Annotated in this window: 21 protein-coding genes; 14 read left to right on the top strand and 7 right to left on the bottom strand. The window is 61.1% G+C overall.

Annotated features, from left to right (window positions below):
- Window positions 1-17 precede the first annotated feature (17 nt).
- The 3 genes from AB4Z25_RS07035 to guaA all read left to right on the top strand — a co-directional run bounded on the left by AB4Z25_RS07035 (window position 18) and on the right by guaA (window position 2,759).
- Window positions 18-467, top strand: coding sequence for a PaaI family thioesterase (locus AB4Z25_RS07035; protein WP_442207915.1), 450 nt, complete (start codon window positions 18-20; stop codon window positions 465-467).
- Window positions 464-1,102, top strand: a complete 639-nt coding sequence (locus AB4Z25_RS07030; RefSeq protein ID WP_112385166.1) for a 5'-methylthioadenosine/S-adenosylhomocysteine nucleosidase — start codon at window positions 464-466, stop codon at window positions 1,100-1,102. The genes AB4Z25_RS07035 and AB4Z25_RS07030 overlap by 4 nt, the downstream gene beginning before the upstream one ends.
- Before the next feature lie 94 nt (window positions 1,103-1,196).
- Window positions 1,197-2,759 (top strand): glutamine-hydrolyzing GMP synthase, encoded by a 1,563-nt coding sequence (guaA, locus tag AB4Z25_RS07025; RefSeq protein WP_112428816.1) that lies wholly within the window; start codon window positions 1,197-1,199, stop codon window positions 2,757-2,759.
- 52 nt (window positions 2,760-2,811) lie between these two features.
- Here the strand turns inward: guaA and AB4Z25_RS07020 are convergent, their stop codons facing one another.
- Window positions 2,812-3,408 carry a TetR/AcrR family transcriptional regulator gene (locus tag AB4Z25_RS07020; protein WP_442207914.1) on the bottom strand — a complete coding sequence of 199 codons (597 nt, stop codon included), beginning with the start codon at window positions 3,406-3,408 and terminating at the stop codon, window positions 2,812-2,814.
- A 111-nt stretch (window positions 3,409-3,519) separates the two neighbouring features.
- Here AB4Z25_RS07020 and AB4Z25_RS07015 point away from each other — a divergent pair, with 111 nt between their 5' ends.
- A complete protein-coding gene (locus AB4Z25_RS07015; RefSeq protein ID WP_112538361.1) occupies window positions 3,520-4,545 on the top strand; it encodes an SDR family oxidoreductase in 1,026 nt (341 codons plus the stop codon).
- Window positions 4,546-4,609: 64 nt separating this feature from the next.
- Here AB4Z25_RS07015 and AB4Z25_RS07010 read toward each other — a convergent pair whose 3' ends face one another.
- On the bottom strand, window positions 4,610-5,173 hold the full coding sequence (locus tag AB4Z25_RS07010) for a methylated-DNA--[protein]-cysteine S-methyltransferase (protein WP_112538360.1): 564 nt from the start codon (window positions 5,171-5,173) through the stop codon (window positions 4,610-4,612).
- Between the two features lie 327 nt (window positions 5,174-5,500).
- Between AB4Z25_RS07010 and AB4Z25_RS07005 the strand changes: the two genes are divergently transcribed.
- The 4 genes from AB4Z25_RS07005 to ybaK all read left to right on the top strand — a co-directional run bounded on the left by AB4Z25_RS07005 (window position 5,501) and on the right by ybaK (window position 7,939).
- Window positions 5,501-5,974: a 2'-5' RNA ligase family protein gene (locus AB4Z25_RS07005; RefSeq protein ID WP_162698716.1), complete on the top strand. Its 474-nt coding sequence runs from the start codon at window positions 5,501-5,503 to the stop codon at window positions 5,972-5,974.
- Window positions 5,975-6,051: 77 nt separating this feature from the next.
- A complete protein-coding gene (locus AB4Z25_RS07000; protein ID WP_112538359.1) occupies window positions 6,052-7,110 on the top strand; it encodes a M14 family zinc carboxypeptidase in 1,059 nt (352 codons plus the stop codon).
- Window positions 7,111-7,112: 2 nt separating this feature from the next.
- Window positions 7,113-7,463 (top strand): ArsC family reductase, encoded by a 351-nt coding sequence (locus AB4Z25_RS06995; RefSeq protein ID WP_112385160.1) that lies wholly within the window; start codon window positions 7,113-7,115, stop codon window positions 7,461-7,463.
- A 2-nt stretch (window positions 7,464-7,465) separates the two neighbouring features.
- Entirely contained in the window at window positions 7,466-7,939 is a 474-nt protein-coding gene (gene ybaK / locus AB4Z25_RS06990; RefSeq protein WP_112538358.1) for a Cys-tRNA(Pro) deacylase, read from the top strand.
- On the opposite strand, the gene AB4Z25_RS06985 is transcribed toward ybaK, so the two are convergent.
- Entirely contained in the window at window positions 7,936-8,379 is a 444-nt protein-coding gene (locus AB4Z25_RS06985; protein ID WP_112538357.1) for a MarR family winged helix-turn-helix transcriptional regulator, read from the bottom strand. The genes ybaK and AB4Z25_RS06985 overlap by 4 nt on opposite strands.
- Window positions 8,380-8,453: 74 nt before the next feature.
- Between AB4Z25_RS06985 and AB4Z25_RS06980 the strand changes: the two genes are divergently transcribed.
- Together AB4Z25_RS06980 and AB4Z25_RS06975 are read left to right on the top strand one after the other, a co-directional pair.
- Complete coding sequence (locus tag AB4Z25_RS06980; RefSeq protein WP_112538356.1) at window positions 8,454-9,131, top strand: glutathione S-transferase family protein; 678 nt, start codon at window positions 8,454-8,456, stop codon at window positions 9,129-9,131.
- A 98-nt stretch (window positions 9,132-9,229) separates the two neighbouring features.
- Window positions 9,230-10,480 carry an aminopeptidase gene (locus tag AB4Z25_RS06975; protein WP_112538355.1) on the top strand — a complete coding sequence of 417 codons (1,251 nt, stop codon included), beginning with the start codon at window positions 9,230-9,232 and terminating at the stop codon, window positions 10,478-10,480.
- Between the two features lie 52 nt (window positions 10,481-10,532).
- On the opposite strand, the gene xseA is transcribed toward AB4Z25_RS06975, so the two are convergent.
- Both xseA and AB4Z25_RS06965 read right to left on the bottom strand, forming a co-directional pair.
- A complete protein-coding gene (gene xseA / locus AB4Z25_RS06970) occupies window positions 10,533-12,119 on the bottom strand; it encodes an exodeoxyribonuclease VII large subunit (RefSeq protein WP_112538354.1) in 1,587 nt (528 codons plus the stop codon).
- Window positions 12,120-12,178: 59 nt separating this feature from the next.
- The gene (locus AB4Z25_RS06965; RefSeq protein ID WP_442207993.1) at window positions 12,179-13,993 is read right to left on the bottom strand and encodes a hypothetical protein; all 1,815 of its coding nucleotides are present in this window, start codon (window positions 13,991-13,993) and stop codon (window positions 12,179-12,181) included.
- Window positions 13,994-14,167: 174 nt separating this feature from the next.
- Here AB4Z25_RS06965 and AB4Z25_RS06960 point away from each other — a divergent pair, with 174 nt between their 5' ends.
- Window positions 14,168-15,193, top strand: coding sequence for a glycosyltransferase (locus AB4Z25_RS06960; RefSeq protein WP_112514361.1), 1,026 nt, complete (start codon window positions 14,168-14,170; stop codon window positions 15,191-15,193).
- Window positions 15,190-15,567 carry a GtrA family protein gene (locus AB4Z25_RS06955; RefSeq protein WP_112538352.1) on the top strand — a complete coding sequence of 126 codons (378 nt, stop codon included), beginning with the start codon at window positions 15,190-15,192 and terminating at the stop codon, window positions 15,565-15,567. Before AB4Z25_RS06960 ends, AB4Z25_RS06955 begins: the two co-directional genes overlap by 4 nt.
- On the opposite strand, the gene AB4Z25_RS06950 is transcribed toward AB4Z25_RS06955, so the two are convergent.
- Window positions 15,568-16,554 carry a Gfo/Idh/MocA family protein gene (locus AB4Z25_RS06950; RefSeq protein ID WP_112538351.1) on the bottom strand — a complete coding sequence of 329 codons (987 nt, stop codon included), beginning with the start codon at window positions 16,552-16,554 and terminating at the stop codon, window positions 15,568-15,570.
- 180 nt (window positions 16,555-16,734) lie between these two features.
- Here AB4Z25_RS06950 and AB4Z25_RS06945 point away from each other — a divergent pair, with 180 nt between their 5' ends.
- Window positions 16,735-17,682: an aldo/keto reductase gene (locus tag AB4Z25_RS06945; RefSeq protein ID WP_112538350.1), complete on the top strand. Its 948-nt coding sequence runs from the start codon at window positions 16,735-16,737 to the stop codon at window positions 17,680-17,682.
- An 11-nt stretch (window positions 17,683-17,693) separates the two neighbouring features.
- Entirely contained in the window at window positions 17,694-18,137 is a 444-nt protein-coding gene (locus tag AB4Z25_RS06940) for a GNAT family N-acetyltransferase (RefSeq protein WP_112538349.1), read from the top strand.
- Here the strand turns inward: AB4Z25_RS06940 and AB4Z25_RS06935 are convergent.
- Window positions 18,127-18,744, bottom strand: coding sequence for a hypothetical protein (locus AB4Z25_RS06935; protein WP_112538348.1), 618 nt, complete (start codon window positions 18,742-18,744; stop codon window positions 18,127-18,129). The two genes, AB4Z25_RS06940 and AB4Z25_RS06935, sit on opposite strands and share 11 nt — an antisense overlap.
- Window positions 18,745-19,036 lie beyond the last annotated feature (292 nt).

Genomic DNA, 19,036 nt, shown 5'->3' with positions numbered 1-19,036 from the left:
CTCGAAGGGGACAAGGCATGAGCGTCGGTAATAACGGTGATTTCCGCGAACGGATAAGGCAGAGCTTCTCGCGCCAGGCGGCGATGGAGACGATCGGAGCGGAACTGACGCGCGTCGAACACGGCGTCGTCGAGATCGAACTGCCGTTCGACGTGAAACTGACACAGCAACACGGCATTTTGCACGCGGGCATCATTTCCGCCGCGCTCGACAGCGCCTGCGGTTTCGCCGCCTACACGATGATCGACGCCGATGCCTCGATCCTGACAATCGAATTCAAGGTGAACCTGATGTCTCCCGGCAGGGGTGATCGCTTTGTCTTCCGGGGAGAGATCACCAAGCCGGGCAGCAACATCATCGTCGCAGACGGGCGCGGCTACGCGATCGGCGACGGTCCGGCCAAACTGATCGCATCGATGACAGGCACGATGATGGTCGTGCGGGGAAGAGAGGGAATTACCGGATGAAGTTCGAACTGAAATCCGTTGCCGGAAAGTCGATCCTGTTCGTGATGGCAGCGGAGGCGGAATACGGTCCGTTCCTCAAGTCCCGCTTCGAACCGCTGATGACCGGTATCGGTCCTGTCGAGGCAGCGGTGGCGATGACCAAGACGCTGACGCGGCTCGATGCTGCCGACGATCTCCCGCAACTCGTCGTCTCGCTGGGGTCGGCCGGTTCCGCCAAGTTGGAGCAGACGGAGGTCTATCAGGTTTCCTCGGTCGCCTATCGCGACATGGATGCCTCGCCGCTCGGTTTCGAGAAGGGCAAGACGCCGTTTCTCGATCTTCCTGCGACGCTCGACCTGCCTCTGCGCATTCCCGGCATCCCCGAGGCGACGCTTTCGACCGGCGGCAACGTCATTTCAGGCGCCGCCTATCAGACGATCGACGCCGATATGGTCGACATGGAAACCTTCGCGATCCTGCGGGCCTGCCAGGGATATAATCTGCCGCTGATCGGGTTGCGCGGCATTTCCGACGGCATCGAGGAACTGCAGCATATTTCCGGCTGGACGGAATATCTGCATGTCATCGACCGCAAGCTTTCCTATGCCGTGGACAGCCTCTTTACAGCGCTCGAAGACGGTGTCTTCTGGTTCTGAAAGCCTTGCAGGCAGGGACAATCGGGACAATAAAATCGGCCAGGCCGTGATTTCCCGCATTGCAAGACCGGGTGCTATTCATTAAAGGCTCGCCATGACCCAGACAGCACATCCCGACAGCGTTCTCATCGTCGATTTCGGCAGCCAGGTAACCCAGCTGATCGCGCGCCGTGTGCGCGAAGCGGGCGTCTACTGCGAGATCGTTCCCTTCCAGTCCGCCGAAGAGGGCTTCAAGCGCCTCCAGCCGAAAGCCGTGATCCTGTCCGGCAGCCCGGCCTCGACGGTCGATGAAGGCTCGCCCCGTGCGCCGCAGATCATTTTCGACAGCGGTCTTCCTGTCTTCGGCATCTGCTACGGCCAGCAGACGATGTGCATGCAGCTCGGCGGCAAGGTCGAAAGCGGCCATCACCGCGAATTCGGCCGCGCCTTCCTTGAGGTCGATGAGGACAGCAAGCTGTTCGAGGGCCTCTGGTCGAAGGGTTCGCGCCACCAGGTCTGGATGAGCCACGGCGACCGCGTTACCGCGCTGCCTGAGGGCTTCAAGGTCGTGGCGACCTCGCCGAACGCGCCTTATGCGTTCATCGCCGACGAGAAGCGCAAATATTACGGCGTTCAGTTCCACCCGGAAGTGGTGCACACACCCGATGGCGCCAAGCTGATCGGCAACTTCATTCACAACATCGCCGGCATCAAGGGCGACTGGTCGATGTCGGCCTACCGCCAGAAGGCGGTCGATACGATCCGCGAGCAGGTCGGCGACAAGCGCGTGCTCTGCGCCCTCTCCGGCGGCGTTGACAGCTCCGTTGCGGCCCTGTTGATCCACGAGGCTATCGGCGACAAGCTGACCTGCGTGCTCGTCGACCACGGCTTGATGCGCAAGGACGAGGCGGCCAACGTCGTTGCCATGTTCCGCGAACACTACAATCTGCACCTGATCCACGTCGACGCGTCCGACAAGTTCATCGGCGAGCTCGAGGGCGTTTCCGATCCCGAGACGAAGCGCAAGATCATCGGCCGCCTGTTCATCGAGACCTTCGAGGAAGAGGCCAAGAAGCTCGGCGGCGCCGATTTCCTCGGCCAGGGCACGCTCTATCCCGACGTGATCGAAAGCGTCTCCTTCACCGGCGGCCCGTCGGTGACGATCAAGTCGCACCACAATGTCGGCGGCCTGCCCGAGCGCATGAACATGCAGCTCGTCGAGCCGCTGCGCGAGCTCTTCAAGGACGAAGTGCGCGTGCTCGGCAAGGAGCTCGGCCTGCCCGACAGCTTCATCGGCCGCCACCCGTTCCCGGGTCCAGGTCTGGCGATCCGCTGCCCGGGTGGCATCACCCGCGAAAAGCTGGAGATCCTGCGCGAAGCCGACGCCATCTATCTCGACGAAATCCGCAAGGCCGGTCTCTACGACGCGATCTGGCAGGCTTTCGCGGTGCTGCTGCCGGTCCAGACCGTCGGCGTCATGGGCGACGGCCGCACCTACGAATTCGTCTGCGCGCTGCGCGCCGTGACCTCGGTCGATGGCATGACGGCGGACTTCTACCACTACGACATGGAATTCCTCGGCCGCGCCGCCACTCGCATCATCAACGAAGTCCGCGGTATCAACCGCGTCGTGTATGATGTGACGAGCAAGCCACCGGGCACGATCGAGTGGGAGTGAGAGAGAACGCCCTTGCTTTCGATTAGATCGTTTCGAGCCTGATCGGAAGCGCCTATTTCTTCGGTTCGATCAGGCTTGCAATGACCGGCGTCAGTAGTTCGACGAGCAAAGCCGGTTCCGCTTTCGTCAGCGGTTCAAGTTCGAGCATCTGTCGCATCATCTGCACGCCCGCAACAACCGCCAGAAATAGAGCTGCACGCTCCGAAGCGTGGTCCCCTGAAATGGCCCCGGTCGCGGCCGCGTGATGCACTTTGGCGATGCGCTCACGGGCAATTCGCGCCGCTGTCGCACTTCCAGTAGAGCGAAACAGGATCAGAAATCCGTCAAGCGGCACCTTGCCTTGGGTTGTGACCCCGACGAGCGCTTCCGCAAAGGCGCGGGATAACTCGGCCCGCTTCAGATTGTCCTGTGACAGGATGATCGGATCCCGCATCGTGTCGGTGACCACCTCACCGAACAAACCCTCCTTCGATCCGAAATAGCGTCCGACCATCATCGCGGTGACACCCGCTGCTTCAGCGATGCCACGCAGGCCCGCACCGTCATAACCATGTTCCGCAAAGGCTCTTCGCGCCGATGCGAGGATCGCGGCACGTGTCGCGTCGGCCTTGGCGGCGCGGCTATTGGGCGGCTGCGTTGATTTCATCATACACCTGTAGACTTAATTCGAAATTCAGTATACGGTCGTATATCGAATGTCACAACCGCGATCCGTTCGTACCCTATAACGCCGATCGCTCAATATCCTCAGGAGTTTCATATGGACGAACTTGTCCTCGTCACGGGCGGAACCGGCTTTATCGCACAACACTGCATCATCGCCCTGATAAATGCCGGCTACCGAGTCAGGACAACCGTGCGATCGTTGTCGCGCGAGGCAGAAGTGCGCGCCAACTTGAAGGCCGGTGGTGTCGAGCCTGGCGAGCGGTTGTCTTTCATTGCTGCCGATCTCAATTCCGACGATGGATGGCCAGAAGCGGCAGCCGGTTGCTCCTACGCCTTTCACGGTGCTTCACCCACCCCATCCGGAACCTATGCGAGCGAGGAGGAATGGATCAAGCCTGCAGTCGATGGCAACCTCCGCGTTCTGCGTGCATCGCGCGATTCAGGCGTCAAGCGGCTCGTTCTCACCTCGGCCTTCGGCGCAATCGGCGCTGGGCACAAGCCGCTCGCCCGTCCGTTCGTCGAGACCGACTGGACCGACCTGACCGGAAACGTCGCGCCCTACCAAAAATCGAAGACCCTTGCCGAACGGGCGTCATGGGACTTCATTGCCAACGAAGGCCGCGGGCTGGAGCTCGCGTCTGTCAACCCCACCATGGTACTCGGACCGGCGCTGGGGCCGGATTATTCGCATTCGATCCGCACGATCAGAGAAATGCTGGAGGGTCAGCCCGGATACCCGAAGATCAAGACCTGCGTCGTCGATGTGCGGGATGTCGCCGACCTGCATCTGCGTGCCATGACCGATCCTGCTGCAAACGGCGAACGCTTCCTGGCCACCTCAGGCGAAGGGCTTTGGCTGGCGGAAATTGCTAGGCTGCTTAAAGAGCGTATGGGCATGGCTGCTAGCCGTGTCTCGACGCGTGTGTTGCCAAACATACTCGTGCGTTCGATGGCTCTCGCCAACCCAGCAATGAAAGGTCTCCTGCCGCTTCTGGGGGCCAAACTGGACGCCAGCGGAGAAAAGGCAGAACGCCTGCTCGGCTGGACGCCTCGCTCGCGAGAAGAGGCAATTGTGGCCAGCGCCGAAAGTCTGCTAAGGTTGGGCCTTGTCAAAACCTGATTGCCGATGAGCAGATCCCGCCGTAAACTCGAAAGGCAGATGGGAGCAGAACCCCTCTCGCTGCCTAAAACCCCAGCGACTGTTGGGCCGGTTCAGGCGGACCGAGGTTGACACCCTCCAGTTCCAGCATCTTCGCTTTGGAGTTCGACCCGCCAGGGGCCGAGAAGCCGCCGAGCTTGCCGCCGGCGGCAAGGACGCGGTGGCAGGGGATGATCAGCGCGACTGGGTTCTTGGCCATGGCCTGGCCGACGTCGCGGGCGGCTTCCGGGCCGCGGCCGAGTTCCCTTGCGAGCGTGCCGTAGGTCGTCGTCCTGCCCCAGCCGACACGGCGTGCGGCGGCGTAGATTTCCCGGAAGAACTCGTCCTGATTGGATAGATCCACTGCAACATCCGAAAAATCGACGGTCTCTCCGGCGAAGTAGCGTTTGACGGATTCGGTCGTCGCCGCGACCGCGGCCGGCGGATCGGCGCGAAGACCTGATGACAGTCGCTTCAGCAGCAACTGTTCGGTCGAATGCCCGGATTTGGTCGGCAGCTGGAAGCGGATGATTCCGGCCGCATTCCAGGCGATGCCGCAAAAGCCGCCTGCGGTTTCGAAGATGCTGTAGTGATGCGTTGCCTCGCTCATGACGCAACCTCCATGATTGACTGCCCCAAAGATCGTATGCCTGCGCCCGGCCTTCAACCCGATTCTTGCCCACCAACGCAATCTCAACGCTTCGATTATTTGTTCTCTTTTTGTTCTTGTCAATTCCTGCCCTTGTTGCTAGCCTCTGGTCCTTCACGAGGAGGCGGCGCTTGCCGGTTGGAGATGGTTGCTCAGAACCAGACGGAATTTTCATTTGACCGTGCGGCTGACCCCGCGGCGCCGGGTCGCGGCGGAGCGGATCGAAAGCCTTGCAATGTCTACTTCGCGTTGCGCCCCGACGAGCGGGCGGCAGAGCAGACGAGGCGCATGGCGGGTGATCTGCGGCGGCGTTTCGGCTTACGGGAGAAGCCACGGCCCAAGCGCCTGCTCCACGTCTCTCTCTGCTATCTCGGGGAATGGGATGCGATCCCGCCGAGCATGCTGTTCGATGGTCTGGCGGCCGCCGCTGCCGTCAGAATGCGCCCCTTCAAGCTGACCTTCCGGCGCGCCGTGAGCTTTCGCCAGGGTAAGCCGGCACTGGTTTTGCGGGCAGACGAAGGGCGGCAGGAGGTTCTCTCATTGCATGCGCAGCTCGCCCTGTCGCTGCTCAACCGCGGCGTCAGCGTCAGGGTTCAGCCGAAACTCGAGCCCCATATGACGCTGCTATATGATTATCGCAGCGTGCCCGAGACAATCCTTTCGGAGCCGATCGTCTGGACGGCGAAGTCTTTCGTTCTGGTCAACAGCTTCGTCGGCGAAGGCCGGCATGTGGATATCGAAGAATGGCCGCTGCTTGGATGAGGCGCCCCTATTGACGCTTGCGCCAGTGCAGCGGAGTTGCTTAAAGCTGCTCCCAGCAGATTTTGCGGAGTGCTGACATGGATACGACCGAGATCATCATTCCTGGCGATACGCCGGGCATCGAATGGCGCCTGCCGGTGCTGCATTTCAAGGGCAGCGACCCGCACGCGCCGCGGATCTACATTCAGGCGGCGCTGCATGCCAACGAGCTGCCGGGAACGGCACTGCTGCATTTCCTCTGCCGGAAGCTCAGAGCTGCCGAAGATGCCGGAAGGATCGCCAGCGACATTACCATCGTTCCGCAGGCCAACCCGATCGGCGCGGCGCAATCGCATTTCGGCGAGCTGCAGGGACGCTTCGATCTCGGATCGCGCACTAACTTCAATCGCGATTTCCCGCTGATTTCGCTGCGCGACCGCGATACGCTGGTCGAGGATCTGGATCGGTATCCGGCTACGGATCGTCTCAAGCGACAGCTGATCCACATGGCACTCGGCGCCGATCTGGTGCTCGATCTGCATTGCGACGATGAATCGCTGCAATATGCCTATATCGACGAGGCCTTCTGGCCCGAGGCCGCCGATCTGGCCAGCGCTCTGTCGATGGATGCCTTGCTGCTTTCGGATGGCGAAAGCTCGGCTTTCGAGGAAGCTGTCGGTTTTGCGTGGAAATACGAGGTGCCCGGCGAGAAGCGCAGCCGCCTGCCCGGCAAGCTCTCCGTTACGGTGGAGCTTCGCGGCCGCCGCGACGTCTATCCTGACATGGCAAGCGCTGACGCCGATGGCGTCTTCGCCTTCCTCGCCGCCCGCGGGGCGGTCAGGGACAGCGCCCCTCTCGGTGCTTTTACCGGACCTGCCGTGCCGCTCGACAATATCGAGATGATCCGCACGCCGGTTGCCGGCACCCTTCTTTTCCACCGCGACATCGGCGAGACGGTCGCTGCCGGCGATCTTTTGGCAACCATCGTCGCGCGGCCGGGCATGGCCGATGGCGAGACGGAGATCCGTGCCCCGCAGGCAGGCTTGATCGTGACGCGCACGTCCGACCGGCTGGTGCGGCGGCGCGCAGACCTGATGAAGATTGCCTGCGACGAGCCGAGCACGGCGCTGCGCAAGGCCGGAACGCTGGAAGACTGACGATGGCAACGACGATTTACGGCATCAAGAACTGCGACACGATGAAGAAGGCCCGCACCTGGCTTGAGGAGAATGGGGCGGGCTACGACTTCCACGACTACAAGGCCTCGGGCATCGACCGGGCACATCTGGAAGACTGGGTCGGCAAGGCCGGATGGGAAACGGTGCTGAACCGTGCAGGAACAACCTTCCGTAAGCTGCCCGATGCCGATCGCGAGAACCTGACGCGCGACAAAGCGATCGCGCTGATGCTGGAGCAGCCTTCGATGATCAAGCGCCCGGTGCTGGAGCATGACGGCAAGCTGCTTGTCGGCTTCAAGCCTGATCTCTACGCTGCCGAATTCGGAAAGTGATCATGTCGAAGACGACGCGTGCCACGCAGGTCCTTGCCAAATCGGGCGTCGAATTCACGGTCCATACCTATGACTACGATCCGAACGCCGAACGCGTCGGCCTGCAGGCGGCGGAAGCGCTCGGCGAGGAGCCGCGCCGGGTTCTGAAGACACTGATGGCCGAAGTCGATGGCAAAGCGGTCTGCGTCGTCGTCCCATCCGACCGTGAAGTGAGCATGAAGAAGCTGGCCGCAGCCTTTGGCGGCAAGTCCGCGAACATGATGAAGCCTGCCGATGCCGAACGCCTGACCGGCTATCATGTCGGCGGCATCAGCCCCTTCGGCCAGAAGAAGCTTGTGCCGACGGCCCTTGAGGAAGCAGCGCTGACAGAAGCCCTGGTCTATATGAACGGCGGGCAGCGCGGGCTGCAGGTTAGGCTCGTGCCTGGAGATGCGCTCAAGGCGCTGAACGCAAAGGCGGCATCGCTGATCGCCTAGGCCGACAGGTTCTTCAAAAGGCCTGCGAGCGCTTTTGCGGACGTATCGTCGAGCTTCGAGCCGACATGCCTTTCGATCGCCTTCGAATAGACCACCCACATCCGCTCGCGAAGCGCCCGGCCCGCATCGGTCACGACCACCCATCGGCCACGGCCATCCTCCGCAAATGTCTCGCGGCCGACCAGCCCCTCACGTTCGAGCCGGTCGATCAGGCGCGAGAGATTGTATTGCGCCAGCAGCGTGCGCTCCTCGATCTCGAAGGGCCGCAAACGGCTATCGGGCGCGCGGACCAGTTCCCACAAGACATCGTACCAGCCGAGCGGCGGCATGCCCGCCTGTTTCAGGTCGGCCTCGATTGCCAGAAGCAACTTCTGCTGCGCACGCATGATACCGATCCACGCTTCGGTAACGGCATCTGATGGGGTGGTTCTCTCCGGCATGCATGCAATTACATCTATCTTGACGGATGCCGCAAGCGTATTTATATGCAATTGCATCTATCATGGAGATACCGATGCTCAAGCTGACCCTCATCTCGCACCATCTCTGCCCTTACGTGCAGCGCGCCGCGATCGCGCTCGGCGAAAAGGGCGTCCCCTTCGAGCGTGTTGTCATCGACCTCGACAACAAGCCCGAGTGGTTTTCGAAAATCTCGCCGCTCGGCAAGGTTCCGCTGCTGCTCATCGAAGACGGTGGCGAACAGACAGCGATCTTCGAAAGCGCGGCAATCTGCGAATATCTGGACGAAACACAGCCGGGGCCGAGACTGCATCCTGGCGATGCGTTGCTGCGGGCGCGGCATCGCGGCTGGATGGAGTTCGGCTCGTCCATCCTCTCCGATCTCTGGACCTATGAGACGACAGGCGATGCACGGCAGCTGGATGACAAGCGCAATGTGATTGCCGGAAAATTCAGAACCATCGAGGCGGAACTCTCGGCCGGCCCGTTTTTCGCTGGCGATAATTTCAGCCTGGTCGATGCCGTCTTCGCGCCGATTTTCCGGTATTTCGACGTCTTCGATACGCTAAGCGAAAGCAATATCTTCGACGGGCTGCCAAAGGTGCAGGTATGGCGCAGCGAACTTGCGAAACGCCACAGCGTGTGCGCGGCGGCCGCACCCGATTATCCGGAAAGGTTGATGGCATTTCTTGAAAAGCATCAGTCGGCACTGCTTCGGCAGGCGGCTGCCTAGGGCCACATCCTCAAGCGGCGAATTCGATGCACCGAGCTTCATTTTCGCCGCAAACGGGTCTAAGTCTGCTGCCTGCAATTTATCAGGAGGTCGCGACCATGAACTTCATGCCCCAGAACCATTCGATCGACCCGGTCAAGCTGGATAAGCTTGCCGAGGTCGCGGTGAAGGTGGGCCTGCAGCTGCGGAAGGGCCAGGATCTGGTCATCACGGCGCCAGTCGTTGCCATTCCGCTCGTCCGCCTGATCATCAAGCATGCCTATCAGGCCGGCGCCGGCCTGGTGAATGCCTTCTATTCCGACGAGGAATCGACGCTCGCCCGCTATCAGTATGCGAGCGACGAGAGCTTCGATCGCGCCTCCGGCTGGCTCTACGATGGCATGGCCAAGGCCTATGCCAACAATGCCGCCCGGCTTGCCATCGCTGGCGACAATCCGATGCTGCTTTCGGACCAGGATCCGGGCAAGGTCAGCCGCGCCAACCGCGCCAACTCGAGCGCATACAAACCGGCGCTCGAGAAGATATCGAATTTCGACATCAACTGGAACATCGTTTCCTATCCAAACCCTTCCTGGGCCAAGCTCGTTTTCCCCAATGATCCCGAAGCGATTGCCGTCGCCAAGCTCGCCAAGGCGATCTTTGCCGCGTCGCGCGTCGATCTCGATGATCCGATTGCCGCTTGGGCAGAGCACAACGGCAACCTCGCCAAGCGTTCGGCATGGCTGAACGGCCAGCGCTTCGCCTCCCTGCACTTCACCGGACCGGGCACGGATCTGACGGTCGGGCTTGCCGATGGCCACGAATGGCATGGCGGCGCATCGACGGCGAAGAACGGCATCACCTGCAACCCGAACATCCCGACCGAAGAGGTCTTCACCACGCCGCATGCGCTGCGTGTCGAAGGCCATGTGTCGAGCACCAAGCCGCTCTCGCATCAGGGCACGCTGATCGACAATATTCAGGTGCGCTTCGAAGGCGGCCGCATCGTCGAGGCCAAGGCGTCGCGCGGGGCCGAAGTGCTGAACAAGGTGCTGGATACCGACGAGGGCGCACGCCGCCTGGGCGAAGTGGCGCTGGTGCCGCATTCCTCGCCGATCTCTGCCAGCGGCATCCTGTTCTACAACACGCTGTTCGACGAGAATGCCTCCTGCCACATCGCGCTCGGCCAGTGCTATTCGAAGTGCTTTGTGGAAGGAGCAACGCTCAGCCAGGACCAGATCAAGGCGCAGGGCGGCAATTCGAGCCTGATCCATATCGACTGGATGATCGGTTCCAACAAGGTCGATATCGACGGCATCAAGCCAGATGGATCGCGGGTGCCGGTCATGCGCCAGGGCGAGTGGGCGTAACGGCAATCCAGGCTGGCGCACGATACCATCGAGCGCCGGCTCTCCGGGCGCCCTAGAAGAGGCTTCCCTGCTTCGGAGGGGGCGCCTGTTCGCCGGGCTTGGGCGCACGCTTCTTCGTCGCTGGCGGCGCTCCGCCCTCGGTGGTTACGGCACCGATGCGGCCATCCGAGAATTCGATCGAGATCCCGGCACCTGCCGTCAGCATGGCGGCCTGCGAGACCGGCCGGTCCTCATCATCCCTGATAACGGCATAGCCGCGCTTTAGCACGTTCTTGTAGGAAAGCGACTGCAGCACGCGATCCTGAGCGGCCAGCTCTCCCCGCGCCCGCGTCAGCTGGTGGCGCACGGCCGTGTCGCCATGGCGGGAAAGATTGGCAAGGTGATCGCGCATGCGGGCGGTCTGCGTCGTGAGGCGCGCAGGGACAGACGACAGCGTCACGCCGAAACGCTCGACCCGGCCTTTCAAGGCGTCGATACGGCGCTCGACGATGCGCTCGGCCCGCGTCATCCGCTCGGCCAGCATCTGCCGCCGCTCGGTGATCCTGTTGGACAGCACATCTGGGCGCAGATGCGATGCCACGCGCTCGAAACTGCGGCGCTTGTTGATGGTGTTGAGTTCCAAACCACGCCCGAGACCGGAGGCCGCTTCGTCGAACCGGCGGCGCGGCAGGGCCAGCAGCTGATCGAGCGATGGCAGCGCGCGCATCAGCGCCCGCACGGACTGGCGACGATGATCCATCTGCCGTGTGATACAGCCCTGAAGACGGGCGGAAAGGCCGGCGATCTGCGCTTCGAGTTCCGCCTTGACCGGCACCGCCATTTCAGCCGCACCCGTCGGCGTCGGCGCCCTGACATCGGCCGCGTAATCGATCAGGGTCCAGTCCGTTTCGTGCCCGACGGCCGAAATCAGCGGGATGGCACTTTCGGCCGCGGCACGAACAACGATCTCGTCGTTGAAGCTCCACAGATCCTCAAGACTGCCGCCGCCGCGGGCAACGATCAGCACATCGGGCCTTGGCATCTCGCCCGCATGCTCGAAAGCGTTGAAGCCGCGGATGGCATTGGCAACCTCTTCGCCGGATCCCTCGCCCTGCACCTTCACCGGCCAGACAAGCACATGAACGGGAAAGCGATCGGAGATGCGGTGAAGAATATCGCGGATGACGGCGCCCGTGGGCGAGGTGACCACACCAATTACCTTCGGCATGTAGGGAAGGCGGCGCTTGCGCGCCGGATCGAAAAGCCCCTCGGCACCGAGCTTGCGCTTCCGCTCCTCGATCAGCGCCATCAGCGCGCCGGCACCGGCCGGCTCCAGCGTTTCGATGACGATCTGGTATTTGGACGATCCCGGGAACGTCGTGATCTTGCCGGTGGCGATAACCTCCATGCCTTCCTCAGGCCGGAAGCGGAGACGCGAGAAAACACCCTTCCAGATGACGGCATCGATGCGTGCGCGGTCATCCTTCATCGAAAAATAAGCGTGGCCGGACGAATGCGGCCCGCGATAACCGGAGATCTCGCCGCGCACGCGGACCTGATCGAATGCGGTCTCGACCGTGCGCTTGATCGATCCCGATAGTTCGGAAACCGAATATTCCGTGAGGTTTGTCGGCGAATCGCCGTCGAAGACATTGCTCATGTCTTCGTTCTATCCGAAGTGCGGCGAAAGATCAGCCGGAAGATCGCCGGTCTGCGGCGTCAATCCACCGGCTTGAAGAGGAAATACTGGACGCCTTCAGCCTTGGCATAGGGCTGAAGATAATCCGGCACATTGCCTTTGGAGAGCTGGGCGTAGAGGCCGTCTGGCTTGAGTTTTGCGAGCTGCGCCGACGACACATCCTCCTGGCAATAAGCCAGTGCAGTCGCCCCCACGCCACGCAGGAACGCCTCTGCCTCCTTGGGCTCGGCCAGGCCGATATGCAATTCCGTGAGCATGCCTCTCGGGTTGCGGTGATAGGGGGCCGTCAGCACATGCTGGGCGCTGAACCGGAGGATCGGCACGCCCATTTCCCACGGCGCGACGATCATGCCTTGTGGCATGTTGTCGAGCGGCGCTATTGCCTGACGCGATTTGCAGGCGGATTCGGGTTCGTCTTCGCTTGCAACGGCGCTGGCCGCCGGGTTCACCTGCATGGCAACAAGATCGCCGGCGACGCCCCAAGCTGCCGGAACGCTGCCGATCACCACGAGGATGTAGCAGAGTGCCGCTGCAATATTTTCCCGGTCTGCATTGGAAACCTTGCGCACATCAATGATCAGAAGGGTCAGAGGCAGGATCGCCAACATGTTCGAGAACGTCGCACCCCGCACCTGCACCAGGGCGATAGCAAAGCTAACCCCCAGCAGGAAAAGAAGCGTCAGGTGAACTTCCACGCGGTCGCGTTGCATGATGCGGAACACGCATATGGCGACACCGAAAAGGCCGGTCGCATAGAAGGCACCCAGAATATACGTTTCGGTACGTGCCATCTCTACGAAGGATCGTGCCTCAGAGATGCTATCCAACCAAAGCTCGACAAGCATCGGATCAAGATTGCTCAGCGGATTCTGCAGGCATTGCGGCGCGATAAGCAGCGCGGAGATCGCGATGCAAAGGCCAACACCGGCGAGTACGGCAAAACGGCCGAGGCGTGGCGCCCTGCTCGCAAAGGCGGCAGCAACGAAAAGCAAACCACCACCGATCGCTGACAGGCTATAGAAACCAAGCGAGAGATTGTCACAGGTTACGGCCGAATAAAGCCGTGGCGGGACGGTGCCAAAGAAGAGGATACTGATGAAGACGGCAAGCGACAGGCCGAAGGCCTTTGCGGCACTCGCATAAACATCGCCATGCCACGCCCAGGCAATCGCAACGATGAGGCAGATGGAGGCGACTGCCGGCGTTGTTTCGGCGCCGATCGCGATCGCGACTGCGGCACAAAACCCCGCGACGGCGAAACTCCATCCGCGATATTTGTCGTCGAGCAGCATTGCCACCATCATCGCGACGAGGCCCATCTGCGCATTGTGATGATCGATCGCGCCGGGCAAGAACCGTCCGCTCGTCAAGATCATCAAGAATGTCAATGCGAGCGAGATGTGCATTGCCAGCGCGCCGCCGATACGGCGGCCGGCGATCGCCATTGCAAGCATCAAGGGCAGGACGAGCGAAATCGGCCAGACAGCCAGCGCCAGCGCTTCCGTTCGCTCTCCGGAAAAGAACAGTCCGAAAAACTTGATCAGCGCGGCAATCGGCAAATCGATCAGGCGCGACCAATGCATCAATGTCCCGCCGACGCCGAGACGATACTGCATAAGATCGAACCAGCCCTGACCGGCCAGCAGATCACGAACCTCGACAAGCCGCATGCCGTCGTCATTGTCCGGACCGACGTAGTCCTTTGCATGCGGCAGCTTGATAAGCAGGATCGCTATGAGCAAGACTGCGCCATAGGCGAATACAGAGGGCCAAAGCCGCGAGAACAGCGCCTGAAATCGTGCAAGCCTGCTGCTTGAAGGGGAAATGGCGGTCATCTCTACAGCGTTCGTCATTTCGGGAACTCGTTGCCAGTTCCAACTGGTTTATCAGCAGGCGATCAAGAAAGAGTAAAACGTGCCAGTTGGACGCAAGTGGCCGCCTGCGTCATAGCGTCTTATTAACATTGGCTGACTTATACTGCGCCCCGGCCAAACCCGGTGAGCAAGATCATGAACCGATCGCAGAACGATACTCCATCCATTGCCGTGCTCCTCCCCTGCTACAACGAGGCAGCAACGATCGGCGCCGTGGTTCGCGGGTTCAAGGCAGCGCTTCCCGAGGCCCAGATCTACGTCTACGACAACAATTCCACCGACGGCACCGCGCTGCATGCAATGCTGGCCGGCGCAAATGTCGTGCGCGAGCGGCGTCAGGGCAAGGGCCATGTCGTGCGCCGGATGTTTGCCGATATCGATGCCGATATCTACCTGATGGCCGATGGCGACGGCACCTATGCACCGGAAGACGGCGAAGACCTGATCCGCACGCTTCTGACGGAGCGCGCCGACATGGTGGTCGGCACCCGCCGGAACGTCCGCGCCGACGCAGGCCGTCAGGGCCACGCCTTCGGCAACCGGATTTTCAACGTCCTCTACCGGACTATCTTCGGCCCTGATTTCACCGATATCTTTTCCGGCTATCGCGCCTTCTCGCGCCGTTTCGTCAAGAGTTTTCCGGCGGTATCGGGCGGCTTCGAAATCGAGACCGAAATGTCGGTCCATGCCTCGCGCCTGAAGCTGCCGGTCAGCGAGCTCGAGCTCGACTACGGCCGCCGGCCGGAAGGCTCGCATTCCAAGCTCTCCACTTTCAGGGACGGCGGCAAGATCCTCTGGATGTTTGCCATGCTGATGAAGGAAACACGGCCTTTCGCCTTCTTCGGCATCATCAGCGCAACATTCATGCTGGCAAGCCTTGGGTTCATGACGCCGGTGCTGGCGGAATATTTCGCGACCGGTCTCGTCAGCCGCATGCCTACCTGGGTTCTGTCCATGGCACTGATGATGATCTCGTTCATGCTTTTCACCGCGGGCACAATCCTTGATTCCGTTGCGCGCTCACGGGCGGAGCAGCTGCGCATCCACTATATGGCAGCTGGTGCCGCAAGCCGACGCGAGCGGCAGCGCACAGAGCTTTCCGAGAATATTGCCGAGCCGGCGCGCAAGCCTGTCGCGGCCCGCAAGGCAGGTGCCGCGTGAAAAAGCTGCTGCGCTTCGGCATCGCCGGCGGGATTGGCTTCGTTGTCGACGCCGGATTGCTAACGCTGTTGCTGCATTTTACATCGCTCGGCCCGTTCATCGCCCGGCTGATTGCGATCGCGCTGGCGATGGTCGTCACCTGGATCTTCAATCGGACATTCACCTTCGACCGCTCGCCGCATTCGCTTGCCGTCGAAGGTTTCCGTTACGGATCCGTCGGGATCACGTCTGCGCTCGTCAATTACGGCCTCTACGCCGCCCTGCTGTTGACGATGCCCGCGCTGCAGCCACTGGCGGCGCTGGTGCTTGCCACCGCCGCCTCGATGTTCTTCAGCTTCTTCGGCTATTCCCGCTTCGTTTTCCGCAGCGAGTGATCAGACCGGCTCCCAGCCGTCCTTCTCGCTGGCGCGATAGATCGCGTCGATCACCTTCTGGTTCAGCTTCGAATTTTCCAACGTGACGATCTCTTCCTGCTCGCCCTTGGCGGCGCGGGCGAAGGCTTCCGCCTGCTTGCGATACTGGCGGCTGTCCTGGAAGCGGAAGATGGTCGACTGGTTATGGCCGCGGTTGCTGAGCTCGATCTCTTCAGGGCCCCAGCGATCAGCGTTGAAAGGAGATTTCACCTCGATGAAGCCCTCGGTGCCGTGGAACACCATCAACTGGCGGTTGGCCATCTGCGTCGAGATATAGAAGCTCAGCTCAAAGTCGCCGAAGTCGGCTTTCACGCTCGAATAGATATCGGTGCCGAATTCCGGATCGCGCTCGGTAACGGCTTGGATGCGCAGCGGCTCTTTGCCGGTCGATAAGCGCGTGCTGATCGTCGGGTACACACCGATATCAGGCAGACCGCCGCCGCCAAGCTCGGGGATGTTGCGCATGTTGCCGGGATCGCGGTTGAAATAGGTAAAGACGCCCTGGACGTGGCGCAGCTTGCCGATTGCGCCTTCGGTTATCAGCGAGCGGACTTTCCGCCAGACCGGTGCATAGGTGACCATAAAAGCTTCCGAGATCAGCACCTTGTTGCGGTCCCGCGCCGCGATCAGCTTGTCGATCTCCGCAGCCTTCAGCGCGATCGGCTTTTCGCAGAGGACGTGCTTGCCGGCATCCGCCGCCTTGATCGCCCATTCGATATGCTGCGACGTCGGCAGCGGGATGTAGACGGCGTCGATCTTGTCGGATGCCAGCATTTCTTCGTAGGAGCCGAAGGCATGCGGGGCAGAGAAACGGTCCGCCATCTCACGGGCGCGGGCGAGATCACGGCTGGCGACGGCGCTGACGACGCAATTTTCGGCATCCTGAATGGCGGGCACGACAGCCTCGCGACCGATCTTCGCGGTGGAAATGATACCGAAACGCAGCATGGATAGGCCTCCCAAGGGTTGATTGCGCGCACCTTATTCACCGGGCGGCAGGCAGGCAATGGCGCGGCTGCAGATCACGAAAGTTTGGTTTCCTTCGAAGCCGGGCTGCACTAGGTTATTCCCCGGCGGCGTTCTGCCGTGTCTGCACTTTCAATTAAATCAGCACTTTAGGAGAGCGCCATGGAAATGCGCCGGCTTGGAAAAACAGGTCTTTCAATTTCCCCGATCGTTTTCGGCGGCAACGTTTTCGGCTGGACTGCCGACGAAAAGACATCCTTCGAGATTCTCGATGGCTTCTTCGACGCCGGTCTCAACACGATCGACACCGCAGACGTCTATTCGGCCTGGGTTCCGGGCAACAAGGGTGGCGATTCCGAGGAGATCATCGGCCGCTGGTTGAAGAAGGGGAAGGTGGCGCGCGACAAGGCTGTCATCATCACCAAGGTCGGTTCCGACATGGGTCAGGGTAAGACACTGAAGGAAAAGTATATCCTCAAAGCAGTGGAAGACTCCCTGCGCCGTCTGCAGACGGATTACATTGACGTCTATCTCTCCCATTGGCCGGACGCCGATACGCCGCACGAGGAAAGCCTGACCGCCTATGCCAAGCTGAGGCAGCAGGGCAAGATCCGCTCCTTCGGCTGCTCGAACTACGATGCGCCGCTGCTGCAGGCATCCCTGGACGCGGCCGACAAGGCCGGGCTGCCGCGCTACGATGTGCTGCAGCCGGAATATAATCTCTACGAGCGCTCAAGCTTCGAGGGACCGCTTGCCGATCTTTGCGTCAAGGAAGATATCGGCGTGATCACCTATTTCAGTCTGGCCGCCGGCTTCCTCTCCGGCAAATACCGCACCAAGGCCGATACGGAGGGCCGGGCGCGCGAGGGGCGTGTTTCCCAGTATCTCGACGCCAAGGGCATGCGCATCCTCGACGCGCTCGACAAGGTTGCCGCTGAAACAGGCGCCAAGCCTGCAGAGATTTCGCTCGCCTGGCTGCTGAACAAGAAAGGCGTGACGGCGCCGATCGCCAGTGCTACCAGCCTTTCGCAGCTCGAAAGCATGGCGAAGGCCGCGAGGCTGCAGCTTTCCAGCGAAGCTATGGCGCTGCTCGACAAGGCAGGCGCCTGAGGAGACGATCGATGACCGTGACGATCCGGGATGCGAGACCTGAGGACGAAAGCCGCTGGCGGAGCCTCTGGAAAGACTATCTCGAATTCTATGGCGTCACAGTCGATGAAAGCATCACCGATTCCACCTGGCGCCGGGTTTTCGATCCGGCGTCGGCAATCTTCATGCGTGTTGCCGAGGTAGACGGAGCTGTCGCCGGCTTCAGCCTGTCGCTGACGCATGAAGGGACCTGGATTCATGGCAAGGACTGCTATCTCGAGGATCTCTTCGTCGATCAATCGATCCGTGGCAAAGGCATCGGGCGCGCCCTGCTCGACGATCTCGTTGATCTCTGCAGGACGAACGGCTGGTCGCGGCTCTACTGGCATACGAGCGAGAGCAACGGGCGGGCACGGGCACTCTACGACAGCTATGTCGAGAGCGACGGACATATCCGGTATCGTATCAATATCTGAGCGGCGGAAAGCCCTGGTAGAATTCGAAATGATCGCCTTCCCAGTTGGCCATGCCTGACTTGGTCAGGATACCTCGCGGGCGCACGTAGCTCTGGATGATGCGGCGCGGACGCTCATGCCATTGAATGTTGAAAGCCCACAGTTTCGGGAAGAAGCAGAGCGCCGCGTAGGGAAGCTTGTCGTGGATCCACCAGGCAAGCCGCTGCCAATCCTGTTCGTCGCGGTAGGTGTCGACGAGCCAAGGGACCACAACGCAGGCTGTTGCTCCCATGCAACCGTCGAGATCCCGCATATCCCAGATATGATCGGCTGCCGTCGCCGCATTTGACGAGCAGTTCAGCTTGTTCCTGTTGCCGAAGCCGTTCACTTCGGCGGACCGGTATCCCGACCGGATGTGAAGGCGGCCGAACGTCGCCTGCAGTGGTTCCAGAAGCTCCTCGCAAAGCCGCCTGCCCGCCTCGATCGCGAATTCCGGATCGTCGGGAATATTCGGAATGCGATAGAAATCGGCTATCTCGGAATGCAGGAAGTCGCGGAAGAAAAAATTCTTCGACAGGCGCGCACGTCCCATGTCTTCCAAAGACTTCATCGATCCCGGCTTTTTCATCAGCGCCCTCCTCTTACCACGCAGAGCATCGGCGAATTCGCTGCGTGTTTCCACCCGGTTTCGGCAAAACGGTCGCGATCCCGGGGTTGGTAGCGCGGCGCTGGCCCCGCAAAGTAATTCGAGCGCTCGCGTGCGCCAGAAAAGCGAAACGGCAGAAAATCGAAACCCCGCACGCGTCACGGATCAATAAAGGCAGCGGATCCGGCGAATAAAACGGCTCGCAACTTATAATACCAAAGGTATTGCGGCTTTCGCACAACCTAGCCTTCTTTTTGCATCGACCGGCACTAGT

Origin of the sequence: Rhizobium sp. RAF36 (assembly GCF_052114105.1) — a bacterium.
GTDB lineage: Bacteria > Pseudomonadota > Alphaproteobacteria > Rhizobiales > Rhizobiaceae > Rhizobium.
The sequence above is the reverse complement of the archived record's forward strand: the minus strand, read 5'-3'. Positions and strand labels throughout refer to the sequence as shown.

What these genes read in the sequence shown, in the direction of transcription:
- AB4Z25_RS07035 (WP_442207915.1), top strand. Translation starts at nt 18, where the DNA reads ATGAGCGTCGGTAATAACGGTGATTTCCGCGAACGGATAAGGCAGAGC.
- AB4Z25_RS07030 (WP_112385166.1), top strand. Translation starts at nt 464, where the DNA reads ATGAAGTTCGAACTGAAATCCGTTGCCGGAAAGTCGATCCTGTTCGTG.
- guaA (WP_112428816.1), top strand. Translation starts at nt 1,197, where the DNA reads ATGACCCAGACAGCACATCCCGACAGCGTTCTCATCGTCGATTTCGGC.
- AB4Z25_RS07020 (WP_442207914.1), bottom strand. Translation starts at nt 3,408, where the DNA reads ATGATGAAATCAACGCAGCCGCCCAATAGCCGCGCCGCCAAGGCCGAC.
- AB4Z25_RS07015 (WP_112538361.1), top strand. Translation starts at nt 3,520, where the DNA reads ATGGACGAACTTGTCCTCGTCACGGGCGGAACCGGCTTTATCGCACAA.
- AB4Z25_RS07010 (WP_112538360.1), bottom strand. Translation starts at nt 5,173, where the DNA reads ATGAGCGAGGCAACGCATCACTACAGCATCTTCGAAACCGCAGGCGGC.
- AB4Z25_RS07005 (WP_162698716.1), top strand. Translation starts at nt 5,501, where the DNA reads ATGGCGGGTGATCTGCGGCGGCGTTTCGGCTTACGGGAGAAGCCACGG.
- AB4Z25_RS07000 (WP_112538359.1), top strand. Translation starts at nt 6,052, where the DNA reads ATGGATACGACCGAGATCATCATTCCTGGCGATACGCCGGGCATCGAA.
- AB4Z25_RS06995 (WP_112385160.1), top strand. Translation starts at nt 7,113, where the DNA reads ATGGCAACGACGATTTACGGCATCAAGAACTGCGACACGATGAAGAAG.
- ybaK (WP_112538358.1), top strand. Translation starts at nt 7,466, where the DNA reads ATGTCGAAGACGACGCGTGCCACGCAGGTCCTTGCCAAATCGGGCGTC.
- AB4Z25_RS06985 (WP_112538357.1), bottom strand. Translation starts at nt 8,379, where the DNA reads ATGCCGGAGAGAACCACCCCATCAGATGCCGTTACCGAAGCGTGGATC.
- AB4Z25_RS06980 (WP_112538356.1), top strand. Translation starts at nt 8,454, where the DNA reads ATGCTCAAGCTGACCCTCATCTCGCACCATCTCTGCCCTTACGTGCAG.
- AB4Z25_RS06975 (WP_112538355.1), top strand. Translation starts at nt 9,230, where the DNA reads ATGAACTTCATGCCCCAGAACCATTCGATCGACCCGGTCAAGCTGGAT.
- xseA (WP_112538354.1), bottom strand. Translation starts at nt 12,119, where the DNA reads ATGAGCAATGTCTTCGACGGCGATTCGCCGACAAACCTCACGGAATAT.
- AB4Z25_RS06965 (WP_442207993.1), bottom strand. Translation starts at nt 13,993, where the DNA reads ATGACCGCCATTTCCCCTTCAAGCAGCAGGCTTGCACGATTTCAGGCG.
- AB4Z25_RS06960 (WP_112514361.1), top strand. Translation starts at nt 14,168, where the DNA reads ATGAACCGATCGCAGAACGATACTCCATCCATTGCCGTGCTCCTCCCC.
- AB4Z25_RS06950 (WP_112538351.1), bottom strand. Translation starts at nt 16,554, where the DNA reads ATGCTGCGTTTCGGTATCATTTCCACCGCGAAGATCGGTCGCGAGGCT.
- AB4Z25_RS06945 (WP_112538350.1), top strand. Translation starts at nt 16,735, where the DNA reads ATGGAAATGCGCCGGCTTGGAAAAACAGGTCTTTCAATTTCCCCGATC.
- AB4Z25_RS06940 (WP_112538349.1), top strand. Translation starts at nt 17,694, where the DNA reads ATGACCGTGACGATCCGGGATGCGAGACCTGAGGACGAAAGCCGCTGG.
- AB4Z25_RS06935 (WP_112538348.1), bottom strand. Translation starts at nt 18,744, where the DNA reads ATGAAAAAGCCGGGATCGATGAAGTCTTTGGAAGACATGGGACGTGCG.